This is a genomic window from Arthrobacter sp. SLBN-53 (assembly GCF_006715585.1).
Taxonomy (GTDB): Bacteria; Actinomycetota; Actinomycetes; order Mycobacteriales; family Mycobacteriaceae; genus Mycobacterium; species Mycobacterium neoaurum_A.
In genome coordinates, this window is the sequence record NZ_VFNN01000001.1 from 5,079,678 (window position 1) to 5,097,259 (window position 17,582).

Sequence of the window (17,582 nt, forward strand, 5' to 3'; positions counted from 1 at the left end):
CGGCCCGTCCGCTGTCGGGAAGTCCACCGTGGTCCGCTGCCTGCGTGACCGGATTCCCGACCTACATTTCAGCGTGTCCGTGACGACACGCGCACCGCGACCCGGTGAGGTCGACGGTGTGGACTACAGCTTCGTCTCGCCCGCGCAGTTCCAGCGCCTGATCGATGACGACGAACTGCTCGAATGGGCCGATATCCACGGCGGCCTGCATCGGTCGGGAACCCCCGCGGCCCCGGTGCGCAGCGCGACGGCCGCCGGCGTGCCGGTTCTGATCGAGGTCGATCTGGCCGGTGCCCGCGCGGTGAAGGCCGCCATGCCCGAGGCGATCTCGGTCTTCCTGGCCCCGCCCAGTTGGGAGGCGTTGGAGGAGAGACTGACCGGACGGGGCACCGAGAGCCCGGAGGTCCAGGCCCGTCGCCTGGCGACCGCCAGGCAGGAACTCGCGGCCAAGGATGACTTCGACGTGGTGGTTGTCAACAGTCAATTGGAGTCAGCGTGCTCGGAATTGGTATCCTTGCTGGTGGCCCACTGAGCGATGGCGCCTCGCACCATGCGACGGCGCTGCCACACAGCCGTCAACTACATTTTCGCTAACGCCGAATCTTGATTACACCGGGAGATATTTCGTGAGCACGCCTGTCGAGAACATCGACGCCGCCAGCGCATACGACACACCGCTGGGCATCACCAATCCGCCGATCGACGAGCTGCTCGACCGCGCCTCCAGCAAGTACGCGCTGGTCATCTACGCCGCCAAGCGCGCGCGGCAGATCAACGACTACTACAACCAGCTCGGTGACGGCATCCTGGAGTACGTCGGCCCGTTGGTCGAGCCGGGTCTGCAGGAGAAGCCGCTCTCGATCGCCATGCGCGAGATCCACTCCGACCTGCTCGAGCACGCCGAGGGCGAGCAGTAGGGCCTTTCGGCTACATGGAGCAGAAGCGGATCGTCGTCGGTGTTGCCGGCGGGATTGCCGCCTTCAAGGCGTGCACAGTCGTGCGCCAGCTCAAAGAGGCCGGCCATTCGGTCCGCGTCGTGCCGACCGAGTCGGCGCTGAAGTTCATCGGTGCGGCCACCTTCGAGGCGCTGTCCGGCCAGCCCGTGCACACCGGGGTCTTCGAGAACGTCGACGAGGTGCCCCACGTGCGGATCGGCCAGCAGGCCGATCTCGTGGTGGTCGCCCCCGCCACCGCGGATCTGATGGCACGCGCAGCCGCCGGGCGTGCCGACGACCTGCTCACCGGAACGCTGCTCACCGCGCGATGTCCGGTGCTGTTCGCGCCGGCCATGCACACCGAGATGTGGTTCCACCCGGCCACCACCGACAACGTCGCCACCCTGCGCCGTCGTGGCAACATCGTGCTGGAACCTGCGTCGGGCCGGCTCACCGGCGCCGACACCGGCCCGGGACGGCTGCCCGAGGCCGAGGAGATCACCACTCTGGCCGGGTTGCTGCTCGAGCGCGGTGACGCGCTGCCCTACGACATGGCCGGGGTGAAGGTACTCGTCACCGCGGGTGGTACCCGCGAACCCCTGGACCCGGTCCGATTCATCGGCAATCGCAGTTCCGGCAAGCAGGGCTACGCCGTCGCCAGAGTGATGGCCCAGCGGGGTGCGGACGTGACCCTGATCGCCGGGAACACCTCCGGCCTGGCCGACCCGGCCGGCGTCGAGGTCGTGCACATCGGTTCGGCCGCCCAGCTCGGTGCCGCCGTGACCAAGCTGGCGCCCGAGGCGCATGTGCTGGTGATGGCCGCCGCGGTCGCCGATTTCCGGCCCGCCCAGGTGGCCACGGCCAAGATCAAGAAGCGCGTCGATGACGACAGCGCGCCCTCGGTCGACCTCGTGCGCAACGATGATGTGCTGGCCGGCGCCGTGCGGGCCAGGGCCGACGGCCAGCTGCACAATATGAAGGTCATCGTCGGTTTTGCCGCCGAAACCGGCGATGCCAACGGTGATGTGCTCTTCCACGCGCGGTCCAAACTCAAGCGCAAGGGCTGCGACCTGCTCGTGGTCAATGCCGTCGGGGAGGGTAAGGCGTTCGAGGTGGACCACAATGATGGCTGGATGCTGTCGGCCGACGGCACCGAAACGGCACTGGAGCACGGTTCGAAGACTCTGATGGCAAGCCGTATCGTGGATGCGATCGGAGCGCTCGTACACCGGTGACTTCGCGGTGCAGGTAACGGTTGCGCCAATCAAGATTTACCTGTTGGCTGCCAATGAGCACATCAATGATTTGACTGTCTAACTAATGGAGGATGCCACGTGAGCGCAGGTCGCTTGTTTACCAGCGAGTCGGTCACCGAAGGACACCCCGACAAGATCTGTGATGCGATCAGCGACTCGATCCTGGATTCTTTGCTGGCCGCAGATCCCAAGTCCCGCGTCGCGGTCGAGACCGCCGTCACCACCGGCCAGGTGCACGTGATCGGTGAGGTGACCACGTCGGCGAAGGAGGCCTTCGCCGATATCAGCCAGACGGTGCGTGACCGCATCCTGGAGATCGGTTACGACTCCTCGGACAAGGGCTTCGACGGCGAGACCGCCGGAGTCAACATCGGTATCGGCCGCCAGTCGCCCGATATCGCCCAGGGCGTCGACACCGCGCATGAGACCCGCGTCGAGGGCGCCGGCGATCCGCTGGATCTGCAGGGCGCCGGTGACCAGGGCCTGATGTTCGGCTACGCCATCAAGGACACCCCCGAGCTGATGCCGCTGCCCATCGCGCTGGCGCACCGGCTGGCGCGCCGGCTCACCGAGGTGCGCAAGAACGGCAAGCTGGCCTACCTGCGCCCGGACGGCAAGACGCAGGTCACCGTCCAGTACGACGGCACCACCCCGATCCGGCTGGACACCGTCGTGCTCTCCACCCAGCACGCCGAGGGTATCGATCTCGACGGCCAGCTGGCGCCCGATATCCGCGAGCAGGTGGTCAACACCGTGCTCGACGAGCTCGGTCACGAGACCCTGGATACCTCGGACTTCCGGCTGCTGGTCAACCCGACCGGCAAGTTCGTCCTCGGCGGCCCGATGGGCGACGCCGGCCTGACCGGCCGCAAGATCATCGTCGACACCTACGGCGGCTGGGCCCGCCACGGCGGCGGCGCCTTCTCCGGCAAGGATCCGTCGAAGGTGGACCGCTCGGCCGCCTACGCCATGCGCTGGGTCGCCAAGAACGTCGTCGCCGCCGGCCTGGCCGAGCGCGTCGAGGTGCAGGTCGCCTACGCCATCGGCAAGGCGGCCCCGGTCGGGCTGTTCGTCGAGACCTTCGGTTCCGAGACCGTGGACCCGGCCCGCATCGAGAAGGCCATCACCGCGGTGTTCGACCTGCGTCCCGGCGCCATCGTCCGCGATCTGGACCTGCTGCGGCCGATCTACGCACCGACCGCCGCCTACGGCCACTTCGGTCGCACCGATGTCGACCTGCCCTGGGAGCGCACCAACAAGGTCGACGAACTCAAGGCCTCGGTCTAGTCACCTTCTCTACGATTTCGGCGCGGAAACGTACGCTCACCGTACGTTTCCGCGCCGAAATCGCTATGTGCCGGCCGTGAACGCGTAATCGCGCAGCGGGAAGCTGCGGCTGCGCCACCACGCCTCCGGCGTGCTCGCCGGTCGCAGCGGCACATCGCCGTTGCGGTCGAAGTAGTAACTGTTCGCCAACGAGCAGCTGTCCTGCCAGAAGATCTGCCGGTGCCGTTTGCGCATCATCTCGTCGAAATAGCGCGCATTGGCCTCTCGGCGGACCTCGACCCTGGTGGCGCCGGTCCGCGTCGCCTCGCGCAGGCACCGCACGATATGGCGGGTCTGCGTCTCGATCAGGGCGAAGTACGACGAACCGACGTAACCGTAGGGCCCGCAGACGTTGTAGAAGTTCGGGAATCCCGGCACGCTGACACCCTCGTAGGCCTGCATCCGGTTCCGCGTCCAGAACTCGGCGAGCGACTCGCCGTCTGCCCCGATCAGCGGGAAGGTTCCCGAGTCGACGTCGAGCACTGCGAAGCCCGTCGCCAGTATCAGCACGTCGATATCGTGGGCGACGCCGTCCGAGGTCACCACGGCGGTCGGGGTGATCTCCTCGATGGGCGTGGTGATCAGCTCGACGTTGTCCCGGTTGAATGTGCTCAGGTAGCCGTTGTGGAACGCGGGTCGCTTACATCCCACCGCGTAACGCGGGGTCAGCTTGTCCCGCAGTACCGGGTCCTCGACCTCGCGGCGCAGATAGTTCAGGCCCAGCCGCCGGGTGCCGCCGCTGAGCGGGAACACGCTGTGGTACTGCGCGGACAGTGGGAAGGTCACCTCGACATAGGCCTGGCTGAGCGCGCGCTGCACGGCACTGCCGAGCGGCAGGCGCATGGCCCACCGCGCCGGGGCGGGCAGCGGCATGTCGAGCTTCGGGAAACACCAGATCGGCGTTCGCTGAAAAACGTTGAGCTGCTCGACGATCGGTGCGATCTCCGGGATCAGCTGCACGGCGGAGGCTCCGGTCCCGATCACCGCGACCCGCTTACCGGTCAGGTCGACACCGTGGTCCCAGCGGGCGGTGTGCATGGTGGTCCCGGCGAAGGTGCGCACCCCGGCGATATCGGGCATCTTGGGCACATTGAGCACGCCTGCGGCGTTGATCAGGTGCCGCGCCGCGATGCTGCCGCCGTCGGTCTGCACGACCCACAGGTTGTTCTCGGTGTCGAAACGGGCACCGGTGACCTCGGTGTCGAATCGGATCCGCGAGGCGATCCCGTACTTTTCGACACAGTGATCGGCATACGCCTTCAGCTCCCGACCGGGTGCGTAGGTGCGTGACCAATCCGGACTCTGTTCGAACGAGAATTGATAGGAGAACGACGGGATGTCCACGGCGATACCGGGATAGGTGTTCCAGTACCAGGTGCCGCCGACCTCGGCGCCGGCCTCCACGATCAGGTAGTCACCAAGCCCCGCCCGGTCCAGGGCGATGGCCGCACCGATACCGGAGAAGCCGGCGCCGATGATCAGCGTATGGACCTCCGGTGTCACGGGACTCACGGGTGAAGCGCGGTCCGCAGTGCGGCGATACCGCGATCGGTGGCCTCGGTCGCCACCGCCGATGCCAGGGCCAGGCTGACGAAGCCGTGCACCAACGTGGGTTCGTTGCTGTGCTGCACCGCGACCCCCGCCGCGGCCAGCATCTCGGCGTACTTCGTGCCGTCGTCACGCAGCGGATCATGCTCGGCGGTACCGATATAGGCGGGCGGCAACCCCGCCAGCGATTCGGCGTTGGCCGGTGCCACATCGGTCGGCAGGCCGGCCGGGTCGTCGAGGTCCACCCCGGGCAGGTACCAGGTCAGGAAGGCGTTCGTGACATCCCGATTGAGGATATAGGCGTCGGCATTCTCGATGAACGACGGTGCCGAGCGGTCGCCGACCGCCACCGGATACCACAGCAGCTGGAACACCAGCGGCGGGCCACCGGCATCGCGGGCCCGCAGCGCCATCACCGCCGAGAGGTTCCCGCCCGCTGAATCCCCGGCCACCGCAATGCGATTCGGGTCGCCGCCGAGCTCTGCGGCGTGTTCACCCACCCACTGCAGCGCCGCCCAGGCATCCTCGACCCCGGCCGGGAAGGGATGCTCGGGCGCCAGCCGGTAGTCGACCGACACCACGATGGCCTCGGCGCCCACCGAGTGGGCGCGCGCGACATGGTCATGGGTGTCCAGATCGCCGATCGCCCACCCGCCGCCGTGGTAGTACACGATGACGGGCAGGTTGTCGTGCTGTTCGACCGGCGGCCAGTAGATCCGGGCCGGAATATCGCGCAGCTCACCGGATCCGATGACGCGTTCCTCGATACGCAGTTGCACCAGCATGTTCGCTGGTGGTTTCAGCGCGCGGAACTTCTCCCTGGCCACCTCGACACCATCGTCGACGGAGAAGGCCAGGGGTACCGCATCCAGCAGAGCCTTGAGATCGGGATCGACGGCCGGGCGCGCAGAGGTCATGCCGTCAGGCTAACGCCCCGCGCAGTGCGGCGAGGCCGCGATCGACCGCATCGGTGGCGACCGGTACCACCCCGTGATAGCCGAGATAACCGTGCACGAGGGTCTCGGCGAGGTGGACCTGTGCGGTCACCCCGGCGTCGGTGAGCAGTTCGCCGTAGCGCACGCCGTCGTCACGCAGCGGGTCGTACCCGGCGACCGCGATATAGGCCGGCGCGACACCGGCCAGCGACGGCGCACGGGCCGGAACCAACGTGGCCGGCGGATTCTTCAGATCGGCACCCCCGGCGTAGAGCACCGAGAAGCCCCCGACGGCACCGCGCCCGAGGATCGGTGCGTCGGCATTCTCGGTGAACGACGGCAGCGAGGTGTCCCAGGTGGTGGCCGGGTACCACAGCAGCTGCATCCGCAGGTCCAGTCCGGCGTCACGGGCCAGCAGGGCGACCACCGCGGCCAGATTGCCGCCTGCGGAATCACCGGCGACGGCGATGCGGGTGGCGTCTGCGCCCAATTCGTCGGCGTGGGCGGCCACCCATTGCGTCACGGCCCAGCAGTCGTCGACCGCAGCCGGGTACGGATGCTCCGGGGCCAGCCGGTAGTCCACCGACACCACAACCGCGCCGGTGCCGACGGCGTGCTCACGCGCGGTGCCGTCATAGGTGTCCAGATCGCCGACCACCCAGCCACCACCGTGCAGGAACAGCATTACCGGCGGGCGGGAGTCCTGTATCGGCGGCCAGTACACCCGAACCGGCACGTCGGCGATGATGCGGTCCTCGGTGCGCAGCTCGGGGTGCACCTCCCGGCGTGGCAGTGCGCGGAAACGCTCGCGGGCCGCCTCGGCGCCACCGTCCATGGTCAATTGGAACGGCACCGCGTCCAGTACCTTCTCCAGGATGGGGTCCAAGGCGGGTCTGTCGGTACCGGTTTCAGGCATGGCAACACCGTACGCAGCGCGACGGACCCGTCTGCTGTGGGCTCTCGCGGTGGTGGTGGGCGCCGGTTACGGCATCTTCCTGATCACCGTCGCGCTGCGGATGCCCGCCGGTGCCGAGCTCACCGGGCAGTTCGTCCTGCAACCGGCGGTCAAGGCGGCCGCCGCGGTGCTGCTGGCGCTGGCGGCGTGGACGCACCCGGTGACCAGGGAGCGGCGCTGGTTGGTCGCGGCGCTGGTCGGCTCGGCCGCCGGTGACTACCTACTGGCCATGCCGTGGTGGGAACCGTCCTTCGTGCTGGGATTGGCCTCGTTCCTCGTCGCGCACCTGTGCTTCCTGGCCGCGCTGATCCCACTGGTGGCCCGGCAACGGTCCCGGTTGATCGCGGCCGGCCTGGTCGTGGTGGCCTGTCTGGGGCTGCTGGTGTGGTTCTGGCCGGCGCTGCTCGAACAGGGCATGGCGTTGCCGGTCACGGTGTACATCGGCGTGCTCGGCGCGATGGTCTGCGCGGCGCTGTTGGCCCGGCTGCCCACGCCCTGGACCGCGCTCGGCGCGCTGTGTTTCGCGGTATCGGACTCGATGATCGGCATCAGCAAGTTCGTCCTCGGCGACGAGCGGCTGGCGGTGCCGATCTGGTGGGCCTATGCGGCATCGCTGTTCCTGATCACCGCCGGATTCTTCTTCGGTCGCGCACGCGGGACGCGTGACTAGTGGGCGTGCGGTGACCCCGGCGACCCGACACCCCGCCGAGCACGAACCGATCGCGCGGGTGGTCCCGATGCTGTCGGTTCCACACCTGGACCGGGACTTCGACTATCTGGTGTCGGCCGAGCAGTCCGATGATGCCCAGCCGGGGGTCCGGGTGCGGGTGCGTTTCCATGGCCGCCTGGTCGACGCCTTCGTCCTCGAACGGCGTTCGGACACCGACCATGCCGGCAAGTTGGGCTGGCTGGACCGGGTCATCTCACCCGAGCCGGTGTTGACGCCCGATATCCGCCGCCTGGTCGACGCGGTGGCCGCACGCTATGCCGGGACCCGCCCCGACGTGTTGCGCCTTGCGGTGCCACCGCGACATGCCCGGGCCGAGAAACCCGCACCGCCGTCGGATCAGGCTGATCTCGCGCCTGTCGATAGTTCCGCGTGGAGCGCGTACGGCCGGGGTGAGCAGTTCGTCGCCGCCTTGGGCGACGGCCGGGCCGCGCGGGCGGTGTGGCAGGCGCTGCCCGGGGAGAACTGGGCCGACCGGCTCGCCGAGATCGGCGCGGTGACCGTCCAGGCCGGTCGCGGCGCGCTGATCATCGTGCCCGACCAGCGTGACGTCGATGCCGTGCACCGCGCCGCGGTGGCCCTCGTCGGTGACCAGGCGGTGGCGTTATCGGCCGGGCTGGGGCCCGCACAGCGGTACCGGCGCTGGCTTTCGGTGCTGCGTGGGCAGTCCCGGTTGGTGATCGGCACCCGCAGCGCGGTGTTCGCACCCATCGCCGAGCTGAGCCTGATCGCCGTCTGGGACGACGGCGACGACTCGCTGTCCGAGCCGCGCGCACCGTATCCGCACGCCCGCGATGTCGCGATGCTACGAGCCCACCAATTGCGTTGCGCGGCAGTCATCGGCGGCTATGCCCGCACCGCCGAGGCGCACGCGCTGGTACGCAGCCGATGGGCGCACGACCTGGTGGCCACCCGGGCGGTGGTGCGTCAGTACGCGCCGCGGGTGGTCGCGCTGGACGACAACGCCTTCGATCACGCCCGCGATCCGGCCGCCCATACCGCCCGGCTGCCGTCGATGGCGTTACGGACGGCACGCACGGCCCTGGAAGCCGGGCACCCGGTGCTGGTGCAGGTGCCCAGGCGTGGTTACATCCCGGCGCTGGCGTGTGCGAAGTGCCGGACCGTGGCACGCTGCCGGCACTGCACGGGCCCGCTGCAGCTCACCGGGCGCGACGCCCATGGCGCGGTGTGTCGCTGGTGTGCCCGCACCGATCTGATGCTGCGCTGCGCCAACTGCGGTTCCGACGCCGTGCGGGCCGTCGTGGTGGGCGCGCGGCGCACCGCCGAGGAACTGGGTCGCGCGCTGCCGGGTGCCAGCGTCGTGACCTCCGGGGGAGATTCGGTGATCTCGACGGTGCCCGCCAAGCCCGCCGTCGTGGTGTCGACCCCCGGTGCTGAACCGGTGGCCGCGGGTGGGTACGGCGCGGCGCTGCTGCTGGACGGCTGGGCGCTGCTGGGCCGCCAGGACCTACGGGCCGCCGAGGACACCCTGCGCCGCTGGATGGCCGCATCGGCACTGGTCCGCAGCCGCGCCGATGGTGGCACCGTGGCCGTCATCACCGAGTCGGCGATCCCGACCGTCCAATCGTTGATCCGCTGGGATCCGCTGGGGCATGCCGAATCCGAACTGGCCGCCCGCGATGAGGTGGGGCTACCACCCGCGGTGCACCTCGCCGTGCTCGACGGGGTTCCCGAGGCGGTGCACGCCCTGCTCGATGCCGCTCGGTTGCCCGACGACGCGGAGCCACTGGGTCCGGTGGACCTGCCGCCGGGGGCCCGCCGGCCGCCCGGTCTCGCGGTGGACAGCCCGGTGGCGCGCATGCTGGTGCGGGTGCCGCGATCCGGTGGCCTGGACCTGGCCGCGGCGCTGCGGCGGGCGGTGAATTCGCTGAGTTCGCGCCACGATCACGAGCCGGTTCGCGTCCAAATCGACCCGTTACACATAGGCTAGCCACGACGGCGGCGGGAGGTGCGTGATGGGACGGCTGTTCAAGATGCTGATCCCGTTGCTGCTCATCGCGTTTGGCGTGCTCTGGCCGGTGGTTTTCAGTGCCGGGTTCGACGGCGCCGACGGTAACGACGGCGCGCCCGCCGAGGATCCGGTGCGCATCACCGACTACCGTGCGCACTACAGCGTCGCCGCCGACGGCGATCTGCACGCCGTCGAGACCATCACCGGTGACTTCCCATCCGGCCGGCACGGCATCTTCCGCTACTGGGACATCACCAACCGCAACGATCCGAACGTGCGGCAGGTGCCCGATGTCGAATCGGTGCTCCTCGACGGTGACCCCGAGCCCTACCAGATGCTGTGGGAGGGCCGGGAACGGTTCCGGGTGGCCAAGATCGGCGACCCGGACTGGACCCTGGACCCCGGCAGCCACGTCTACGAGATCCGCTACTCGGTGCCCGGCGTGCTCGATCCGGGATCCTCGGGCGCCGGCCGGGATTTCCCGTCCGGGACCGGGCGCGACGAGTCCGAGACGGTGTTCTTCTGGACTGTGGTGGCCCCGGGCTGGAACAACCGCATCGACAACGCCGACATCACCGTCACGCTGCCTGCACCGGTCACCGGCGCGCAGTGCGCGGCCGGCTACGGCCGTGGCCGGGCGTGCACCGAACTGACCGCACAGGGCAGGACAGTGACACTGTCGGCTCAGAACCTTGCGCCGCACACCCCGCTGACGGTGCGTGCCGGGGTGGACATGCCGACGCCTGCACGTGCCGAGGTGCCGTGGAACCACCACTGGGACCGGGTTCTCGGCCAATCGGTCACCCCGGTGATCATGCTGCTGGGGTTCTCGGCGCTCGCCGGGGCGATCGCGCTGCTGTGGTTCCGCAGCACCGTCGAACCCGCGCCCGGCTTCGGGCTGCAGTACGCGCCGCCGCCCGGACTGGGGCCGGTACAGGTCGAGTACATCCGAACCGAATCGGTTCCCAAGCACGGCCTCACCGCGACGCTGTTCTACCTCGCCGAGCGCAAGCTCGTCGAACTACGCCAGGTCAACAGCGACCAGTGGAACGTGACCGGCATCGCGAACCCGGACGCCTGGGCCGCCGCCGACCAGGTCAGCTATCAGGTCGGCTCGGCGCTCGGGGTCATCGGCGTCGGGGCGGAATTCCAGGCCAAGAAGTCGGCGAAGTCCGGTAAAAAACTCAGCACTGCCAAGGAACGGATGACCGAGACGGTCAAGGCGTGGGCCTTCGATCACGGCTTGCTGGTCAAACGGCGCAAAGAGCTCTGGCTGCGCACGGCCAACGCAGTGGCCGCCATCCTGATGGTCTGTGGATTCTGTCGGTGGGGATTCCCGACCACATTGTGGGGCCTGCCGTTCGCGACCTTCTTCCTGTTCTCGGCCGCCTCCTGGGGCGACGGTATCGGCACTCGGCGTACCGAGGCCGGCCGCGTGCTGTGGTCGCAGGCCGGCGGCTTCCACCGACTGCTGTCCACCGACTCGGCCGAGAGCCGATTCGATTTCGCTGCCCGCAAGGATCTCTACACCGCCTACATCCCGTTCGCGGTGGCCGCGGGCACCGCGGCCCTGTGGGCGCAGAAGTATCAGGCGAGTACCGGTGTGGTTGCACCACAGCCGGATTGGTACAACTCGTCGTCATCGACGGGCAGCTCATCGAGTTTCAGCTCGGATGGACCGAGTTTCGACAGTTTCGAGTCAGCGTTGTCATCGTCGATCGGCGCCTACACCGCATCGCAGTCGTCCTCATCCGGTGGCAGCAGTAGCAGCAGCGGAGGCAGCAGTGGTGGCGGCGGAGGCGGCGGCGGAGGAGGAGGAGGTTCATGGTGAGGGCCGTGCTCGTTCTGGTGTTACTGCTCGCCGTGGCGGTGTTGGTCGTCATCGTGGTCGGCTACAACAAGCTCAAATCTGCCGATCTGCGGGTGTCGGAGGCGCTCTCGGGAATCGACGTCGAACTGACCCGGCGAGCGTCGCTGATCCCCAGTCTGGTGCATACCGTCGGCACCTTCGCCGCCCACGAACAGGTCGTCCTCGACCGGGTTGCCCGGGCCGGCGCGGCGCTGGACGCCGCTGCCGGTGGAGCCTCGGTGACCCAACGCAGCGCGGCCGAGAGCCAGCTCGACAGCGCGGTCGGCCGGGTGCTCGCGCTCGGGCAGAGCTATCCGCAACTCGGCTCGTCGAACAATTTCCTGAACCTGCAGCAGAATCTGACCGATACCGAGAACAAGCTGGCCTTCGCGCGTCAGTACTACAACGATGCGGTGGCCGGCGTTAATCGACTGATCACCACGATGCCGTGGATGTTCGTCGCGCCGATCGCCGGGGTGAGCGAGCGCGAGTTCTATCAGACACCACGTCTTACCTAGACTGGCGCGGTGCGCCTTCTCTTTGCCGGTACCCCCGAACCCGCGTTGCCCTCGCTGCGCACACTCGTGGACTCCGAGAATCACGACGTGATCGCGGTGCTGACCCGACCGGATGCGGCGGCCGGACGCCGGGGCAAGCCCACGCCCTCACCGGTGGCGCAGTTCGCCGCCGAGCGGGGTATCCCGGTGCTCAAGCCCGAGCGGCCCAACAGCGCCGAGTTCGTGGCCGAACTCGCCGAGCTGGCACCCGATGCCTGCGCTGTGGTGGCTTACGGGGCGCTGCTGCGCGACGAACTACTGGCCGTACCCACCCACGGTTGGGTGAACCTGCACTTCTCGCTGCTGCCCGCCTGGCGCGGTGCCGCACCGGTGCAGGCCGCGATCGCCGCCGGTGACACCGTCACCGGGGCGACCACCTTCCGCATCGAACGCGACCTGGACTCCGGACCCATCTTCGGGGTCGTCACCGAAACCGTTGCGCCCACCGACACCGCGGGTGATCTGCTTGCCCGACTGTCGGTTTCGGGCGCCGGATTGCTGGCGGCCACGATGGACGGTATCGCCGACGGCTCGCTGACGCCGGTGCGTCAGCCCGCCGAAGGGATTACGGTGGCCCCGAAGATCTCCGTGGACGCGGCGCGGGTGCGCTGGGAGTTACCCGCCCATGTCGTCGACCGGCGCATTCGGGCCGTCACGCCGAACCCGGGGGCGTGGACCATGATCGGTGACGTTCGGGTGAAGGTGGGACCCGTGCGTCCCGACGAGGACAAGGAGCTCGCTGTGGGCGAGATCGAGGTGGGCAAGCGCGATGTGTGGATCGGTACCGGCTCGAATGCGGTGGTACTCAGCTGGATTCAACCACCGGGCAAGAAGCCGATGAGCGCCGCGGATTGGGCGCGTGGGGCGCGGCCGGACGCATCGGTGCGTGCGCTGTGACCCGCCCGGGACAGGGCAGGGGCGGGCGCCCGCCGCATCGCCAGGGCCAGCGCGGTCCGCAGCGCAAGGGTCCGCAACGTACTCCGCTGGATCCGGCTCGCCGGGCCGCCTTCGACACCTTGCGTGCGGTCACCGAGCGGGATGCCTATGCCAACCTGACACTTCCGTCATTGCTGCGCGAGCGCGGGATCAGCGGGCGCGACGCCGCATTCGCCACCGAGCTGGCCTACGGCACCTGTCGGGTCCGCGGTCTGCTGGATGCGGTCATCGTTGCTGCCGCGGGCCGGGACGTGGACCGCATCGACCCGGTACTGCTGGATCTGCTTCGGCTGGGTGCCTATCAGCTGTTGCGCACCAGGGTTGATGCGCATGCGGCGGTGGACACCACCGTCGACCAGGCCGGAATCGAATTCGATTCGGTGCGTGCCGGTTTCGTCAACGGAGTACTGCGCAAGATCGCGGGTCAGGACGAGGCCGCCTGGGTGGCCGAGCTCGCGCCGTCGTCGACCATCGACCCGGTCGGCCATGCCGCGTTCGTGCACGCCCACCCGCGCTGGGTGGCGCAGGCCTTCGTCGATGCGCTCGGCGCCCAAGCGGGTGAGTTGAATGCCCTGCTGGCCAGCGATGACGAGCGCCCGGTGGTGCATCTGGCCGCTCGGCCGGGAGTGCTGACCGCGGCCGAGCTGGCCGAACAGGCCGGCGGCACCGTCGGCCGGTACTCGCCCTATGCGGTCTATCTGCCCGGCGGCGACCCGGGCGATGTCGCCGCGGTGCGCGATCGTGCGGCGCTGGTGCAGGACGAGGGCTCGCAGCTGGTGGCGCGGGCGATGACGCTGGCCACGGTCGAGGGTGATGACGGCGGCAGGTGGCTCGACCTGTGTTCCGGACCGGGCGGCAAGACGGCCCTTCTCGGTGCATTGATCCAGTCGTCGTCGGGCATGCCGTCGGCCCGGGTCACCGCGGTGGAACCGGCCGACCACAGGGCCGATTTCGTGGTGCAGAACACCTCGGGCCTGCCGGTCGATGTGCTGCGGGTCGACGGGCGTGAAACCGGCCTGGAGGCGGGGAGTTTCGATCGGGTGCTGGTCGACGCGCCATGCACCGGGCTCGGCGCGTTACGGCGCAGGCCCGAGGCGCGGTGGCGGCGTCAGCCGGGTGATGTGCCCGCCCTGGGCCGGTTGCAGCGGGAGTTGCTGGGCTCGGCGATCGGCCTCACCCGGCCCGGCGGAGTCGTCTTGTACGCGACCTGCTCTCCGCACCTGGCAGAGACGGTCGGGGTGGTCGCCGATGCGCTGCGCAGACACCCGGTGACCGCGCTGGACACCCGGGAGTTCTTCCCAGAGGTGGACGGATTGGGTGACGGACCGTACGTGCAGCTCTGGCCCCATCGGCACGGTACCGATGCGATGTTCGCCGCGGCACTGCGGGTGGGCTCCCCGAAGGATTGAGGGCGAGCGAAGCGACGGGAGGATTCGAGGGCGAGCGCAGCGACGGGGAGGATTCGAGGGCGAGCGAAGCGACGGGGAGGATTTGAGGGCGAGCGCAGCGACGGGACGGGCAAAAAGTAGGCTGACCGGCATGGCAGGTCAAACTCCCAGCGCTCCGCTGATCGCCCCGTCCATCCTGTCCGCGGATTTCGCCAGGCTCTCCGATGAGATTGCCGCGGTGGCCGGCGCCGATTGGTTGCACGTGGATGTGATGGACAACCATTTCGTCCCGAATCTGACGCTCGGCCTTCCGGTGGTGGAGAGCCTGCTCAAGGCGACCGACATCCCGATGGACTGCCATCTGATGATCGAGCAGCCCGAGCGGTGGGCTCCGCCGTATGCCGAGGCGGGGGCCTACAACGTCACCTTCCACGCCGAAGCCACCGACAACCCGATCGGGGTGGCGCGCGATATCCGTGCCGCTGGTGCCAAGGCCGGACTCTCGGTGAAGCCCGGCACCCCGCTTGAGCCCTATCTGGAGATCCTGCGCGAGTTCGACACCCTGTTGGTGATGTCGGTCGAACCCGGATTCGGTGGGCAGAAGTTCATCCCGGAGGTGCTGTCCAAGGTCGCCACCGCCCGGCGCTTGGTGGATGCCGGTGAGTTGACGATCGTGGTCGAGATCGATGGTGGTATCAACGCCGACACCATCGAACAGGCCGCCGAGGCCGGGGTGGACTGTTTCGTGGCGGGGTCGGCGGTGTACAGCGCCGAGGATCCTGCCGATGCGGTGGCCCGCTTGCGCAGGCAGGCCGCGGCAGCCTCTCCGCACCTGACGCTGTGACCCCGGAAGCCGCGATGCGGCTGGCGATCGAGCAGTCCGAGCGGGTGAAGGGTGCGACGTACCCGAATCCGCCGGTGGGCGCGGTCATCCTGGATGCCGGGGGAGAGGTGGTGGGCGTCGGCGCGACCGAACCCACCGGCGGCGCGCATGCCGAGGTGATCGCCATGCGGCGAGCTGGGGAACTGGCACGTGGCGGCACGGCGGTGGTGACCTTGGAGCCGTGCAACCATCACGGTCGCACCCCGCCGTGTGTGGACGGATTGTTGGCTGCCGGTGTGGCGCAGGTGGTGTACGCGGTGGAAGATCCCAATCCGATCGCCGCCGGAGGTTCGTCGCGGTTGCGTGATGCCGGTGTGGTGGTGCGATCCGGGATCGAGGGCGGCGCGGTGGCAGGTGGCCCGTTGCGGGAGTGGTTACACAAGCAGCGCACCGGGTTACCGCATGTCACCTGGAAGTTCGCGACGAGTGTGGACGGCCGCAGCGCGGCCGCCGACGGCAGTAGCCAGTGGATCACCAGCGAGGCCGCCCGTGCCGACGTTCACCGGCATCGCGGCACGATCGAGGCCATCATCGTCGGTACCGGAACGGTCTTCGTCGACGACCCGACGTTGACCGCCCGCCGTCCGGACGGCAGTCTCGCCGAGCGTCAACCCTTGCGGGTGGTGGTTGGTGAGCGCGAGATCTCCTCGGAGGCAAATGTTCTCAACGACGATTCCCGCACGATGGTGATCCGAACCCATGATCCGCACGAGGTGATCAGGGCGCTGTCCGATCGCACCGCGGTGTTGTTGGAGGGCGGGCCGACGTTGGCGGGCGCTTTCCTGCGGGCCGGTGTGATCGACCGGATCCTCGCCTATGTGGCGCCCATTCTGCTGGGCGGTCCCATCACCGCCGTCGATGATATCGGCGTATTGAACATGGCAGGCGCTCAGCGGTGGCGCTTCGATGCCATCGAGCCGGTCGGACCGGACGTGCGACTCAGTCTGGTGCCCAACTGATCTTGGCGCTGTGAGGGCCCCCACATTCATGCCGTGAATGTGACATCAGATGAATTGCCTGGTAGCGGGCGTGCAACGGGTGTCGCGGCGAGCCGGCATGGTGGCTGCGCCGGTACAGTTCAAGAGAGCGCCCTTCACCGACGAGTAGCGCGTGATGAGCACTAGTAAAGGACGTGAGCATGACTGCTTTGCAGGACTGGCTCAGCATCAGCCCGATGAACCCCCATGCCGTGAAGGCGTTGTTCCTCGACCTGCTGCGGGTGGGCGCCGACCGCCCCCAGCGCAGCCACGGTCCCAAGATCATGCAGCCCGGGCTGGAACGCTGCTGATTTGCTGAAACTACCGATCCGGTAGTGCAGGCGCCTCCGGCCTAAATGCCGGAGGTGTAAAAGGTAGCGCCCATATCTCCGTCCCGATCCGCAATGATGGCTCGCGTGAGGGTACTTCCGCTCGAAACGGTCGAGTCGGAAGGGAGAGGGCGGTGGTCATGAGGGTGCAGCGGGACGAGCCCGGTGTGGAGCGTCTTCTTTCGCTGGCGCCGCTGACTGTGTTGGAACTCGATCCCGCCGAGGTGGTGACCTGCGCCGCTGCGGCGGGTTACGACGCCGTCGGGTTGAGGCTCATCCCCGCGACCGAGCAGGAACCGGTGCGACCGACCATCGGCGCCACGCCCTTGATCAGGGAAACCCGCCGCCGTCTTGATGATTCCGGCCTGCGGCTACTGGACGTCGAGGTGGTGCGGTTGGTGCCGGAGACGGTCGTCCGGTCCGATTTCGAGGGCATCCTGGAGACCGGCGCCTTCCTCGGGGCCGGTGAGGTCCTGGCGACGGGATATGATCCAGATCGCCAGCGCACTGCGGACAATCTTGCCGAATTGTCCTTGCTTGCTGCCGAATACGGGATGACGGTCAATATCGAGCCGATGCCGTGGACCGCGGTACGTGACGTACACGAGGGTGCCGCACTTGTCGCCCAGTGCCCGGTGCCCACGGGACTGTTGATCGACGCCATCCACTACGACCGGGCGGGGACCAGTCCTGCCGAGCTGGAAGTGCTGCCGCGCGAGTGGATTCGGTACATCCAGATCTGTGACGCGCCGGCCGAGCAGCCAGCGACCATGTCGGAGATCATCCATCAGGGCCGCTGTGCGCGGCTGTTGCCCGGAGCGGGCGGCATCGGGCTGGTGTCGATGCTGCGCGCGCTGCCCGCCGAAGTGCCGGTCAGCGTGGAGGCTCCACTACACAGCGACGCACCGGCGACGGTGCGCGCCGCACTCGCAGCCAAGGCCGCTCGGGATGTGCTGGCGCTCGCGGCAGACAGTGACTGGTCACCGTTGTTCCGGTCCGCCTGACAGAT

Annotated in this window: 17 protein-coding genes; 14 read left to right on the forward strand and 3 right to left on the reverse strand. The window is 68.5% G+C overall.

Going from position 1 to position 17,582, the window contains the following annotated elements:
* Positions 1–28: 28 nt before the first annotated feature.
* The 4 genes from gmk to metK all read left to right on the forward strand — a co-directional run bounded on the left by gmk (position 29) and on the right by metK (position 3,478).
* Positions 29–532 carry a guanylate kinase gene (gene gmk, locus FBY28_RS24460; RefSeq protein WP_286178520.1) on the forward strand — a complete coding sequence of 168 codons (504 nt, stop codon included), beginning with the start codon at positions 29–31 and terminating at the stop codon, positions 530–532.
* Between the two features lie 94 nt (positions 533–626).
* Positions 627–917 carry a DNA-directed RNA polymerase subunit omega gene (rpoZ, locus tag FBY28_RS26345; RefSeq protein ID WP_030135265.1) on the forward strand — a complete coding sequence of 97 codons (291 nt, stop codon included), beginning with the start codon at positions 627–629 and terminating at the stop codon, positions 915–917.
* A gap of 14 nt (positions 918–931) precedes the next feature.
* Complete coding sequence (coaBC, locus tag FBY28_RS24470) at positions 932–2,170, forward strand: bifunctional phosphopantothenoylcysteine decarboxylase/phosphopantothenate--cysteine ligase CoaBC (protein WP_141869756.1); 1,239 nt, start codon at positions 932–934, stop codon at positions 2,168–2,170.
* Between the two features lie 99 nt (positions 2,171–2,269).
* Positions 2,270–3,478, forward strand: a complete 1,209-nt coding sequence (gene metK / locus FBY28_RS24475; protein WP_141869757.1) for a methionine adenosyltransferase — start codon at positions 2,270–2,272, stop codon at positions 3,476–3,478.
* A gap of 63 nt (positions 3,479–3,541) precedes the next feature.
* On the opposite strand, the gene FBY28_RS24480 is transcribed toward metK, so the two are convergent.
* Genes FBY28_RS24480 through FBY28_RS24490 form a run of 3 tightly spaced genes read right to left on the reverse strand, consistent with a single transcriptional unit; the run spans position 3,542 to position 6,916 of the window.
* Positions 3,542–5,029, reverse strand: coding sequence for a flavin-containing monooxygenase (locus FBY28_RS24480; RefSeq protein ID WP_174241736.1), 1,488 nt, complete (start codon positions 5,027–5,029; stop codon positions 3,542–3,544).
* Positions 5,026–5,982, reverse strand: a complete 957-nt coding sequence (locus FBY28_RS24485) for an alpha/beta hydrolase (RefSeq protein WP_141869758.1) — start codon at positions 5,980–5,982, stop codon at positions 5,026–5,028. The genes FBY28_RS24480 and FBY28_RS24485 overlap by 4 nt, the downstream gene beginning before the upstream one ends.
* A gap of 4 nt (positions 5,983–5,986) precedes the next feature.
* On the reverse strand, positions 5,987–6,916 hold the full coding sequence (locus tag FBY28_RS24490; RefSeq protein ID WP_141869759.1) for an alpha/beta hydrolase: 930 nt from the start codon (positions 6,914–6,916) through the stop codon (positions 5,987–5,989).
* Here FBY28_RS24490 and FBY28_RS24495 point away from each other — a divergent pair.
* The 10 genes from FBY28_RS24495 (at position 6,915) to FBY28_RS24535 (ending at position 17,577) form a co-directional block, all read left to right on the forward strand.
* Positions 6,915–7,625: a lysoplasmalogenase gene (locus FBY28_RS24495; RefSeq protein ID WP_141869760.1), complete on the forward strand. Its 711-nt coding sequence runs from the start codon at positions 6,915–6,917 to the stop codon at positions 7,623–7,625. The two genes, FBY28_RS24490 and FBY28_RS24495, sit on opposite strands and share 2 nt — an antisense overlap.
* Positions 7,626–7,635: 10 nt before the next feature.
* Positions 7,636–9,633 carry a primosomal protein N' gene (locus FBY28_RS24500; protein WP_286178460.1) on the forward strand — a complete coding sequence of 666 codons (1,998 nt, stop codon included), beginning with the start codon at positions 7,636–7,638 and terminating at the stop codon, positions 9,631–9,633.
* Between the two features lie 25 nt (positions 9,634–9,658).
* Positions 9,659–11,485: a DUF2207 domain-containing protein gene (locus FBY28_RS24505; protein WP_141869761.1), complete on the forward strand. Its 1,827-nt coding sequence runs from the start codon at positions 9,659–9,661 to the stop codon at positions 11,483–11,485.
* Complete coding sequence (locus tag FBY28_RS24510; RefSeq protein ID WP_023985705.1) at positions 11,479–12,021, forward strand: LemA family protein; 543 nt, start codon at positions 11,479–11,481, stop codon at positions 12,019–12,021. The genes FBY28_RS24505 and FBY28_RS24510 overlap by 7 nt, the downstream gene beginning before the upstream one ends.
* 9 nt (positions 12,022–12,030) lie before the next feature.
* Positions 12,031–12,957: a methionyl-tRNA formyltransferase gene (gene fmt / locus FBY28_RS24515; RefSeq protein WP_141869762.1), complete on the forward strand. Its 927-nt coding sequence runs from the start codon at positions 12,031–12,033 to the stop codon at positions 12,955–12,957.
* Positions 12,954–14,405, forward strand: a complete 1,452-nt coding sequence (locus FBY28_RS24520; RefSeq protein WP_141869763.1) for an RsmB/NOP family class I SAM-dependent RNA methyltransferase — start codon at positions 12,954–12,956, stop codon at positions 14,403–14,405. The genes fmt and FBY28_RS24520 overlap by 4 nt, the downstream gene beginning before the upstream one ends.
* A gap of 130 nt (positions 14,406–14,535) precedes the next feature.
* On the forward strand, positions 14,536–15,228 hold the full coding sequence (rpe, locus tag FBY28_RS24525) for a ribulose-phosphate 3-epimerase (RefSeq protein ID WP_141869764.1): 693 nt from the start codon (positions 14,536–14,538) through the stop codon (positions 15,226–15,228).
* On the forward strand, positions 15,225–16,226 hold the full coding sequence (ribD, locus tag FBY28_RS24530; protein ID WP_174241737.1) for a bifunctional diaminohydroxyphosphoribosylaminopyrimidine deaminase/5-amino-6-(5-phosphoribosylamino)uracil reductase RibD: 1,002 nt from the start codon (positions 15,225–15,227) through the stop codon (positions 16,224–16,226). The genes rpe and ribD overlap by 4 nt, the downstream gene beginning before the upstream one ends.
* Positions 16,227–16,405: 179 nt before the next feature.
* Positions 16,406–16,555 (forward strand): hypothetical protein, encoded by a 150-nt coding sequence (locus FBY28_RS25915; protein WP_174241738.1) that lies wholly within the window; start codon positions 16,406–16,408, stop codon positions 16,553–16,555.
* A 158-nt stretch (positions 16,556–16,713) separates the two neighbouring features.
* Positions 16,714–17,577, forward strand: a complete 864-nt coding sequence (locus FBY28_RS24535; RefSeq protein ID WP_141869765.1) for a sugar phosphate isomerase/epimerase family protein — start codon at positions 16,714–16,716, stop codon at positions 17,575–17,577.
* The last annotated feature ends 5 nt before the right edge of the window (positions 17,578–17,582 follow it).

Coding starts and splice junctions, on each gene's coding strand:
- FBY28_RS24490 (WP_141869759.1), bottom strand. CDS start 6,916: ATGCCTGAAACCGGTACCGACAGACCCGCCTTGGACCCCATCCTGGAG.
- FBY28_RS25915 (WP_174241738.1), top strand. CDS start 16,406: ATGACTGCTTTGCAGGACTGGCTCAGCATCAGCCCGATGAACCCCCAT.
- FBY28_RS24495 (WP_141869760.1), top strand. CDS start 6,915: ATGGCAACACCGTACGCAGCGCGACGGACCCGTCTGCTGTGGGCTCTC.
- FBY28_RS24505 (WP_141869761.1), top strand. CDS start 9,659: ATGGGACGGCTGTTCAAGATGCTGATCCCGTTGCTGCTCATCGCGTTT.
- coaBC (WP_141869756.1), top strand. CDS start 932: ATGGAGCAGAAGCGGATCGTCGTCGGTGTTGCCGGCGGGATTGCCGCC.
- FBY28_RS24535 (WP_141869765.1), top strand. CDS start 16,714: ATGAGGGTGCAGCGGGACGAGCCCGGTGTGGAGCGTCTTCTTTCGCTG.
- FBY28_RS24485 (WP_141869758.1), bottom strand. CDS start 5,982: ATGACCTCTGCGCGCCCGGCCGTCGATCCCGATCTCAAGGCTCTGCTG.
- FBY28_RS24510 (WP_023985705.1), top strand. CDS start 11,479: ATGGTGAGGGCCGTGCTCGTTCTGGTGTTACTGCTCGCCGTGGCGGTG.
- rpe (WP_141869764.1), top strand. CDS start 14,536: ATGGCAGGTCAAACTCCCAGCGCTCCGCTGATCGCCCCGTCCATCCTG.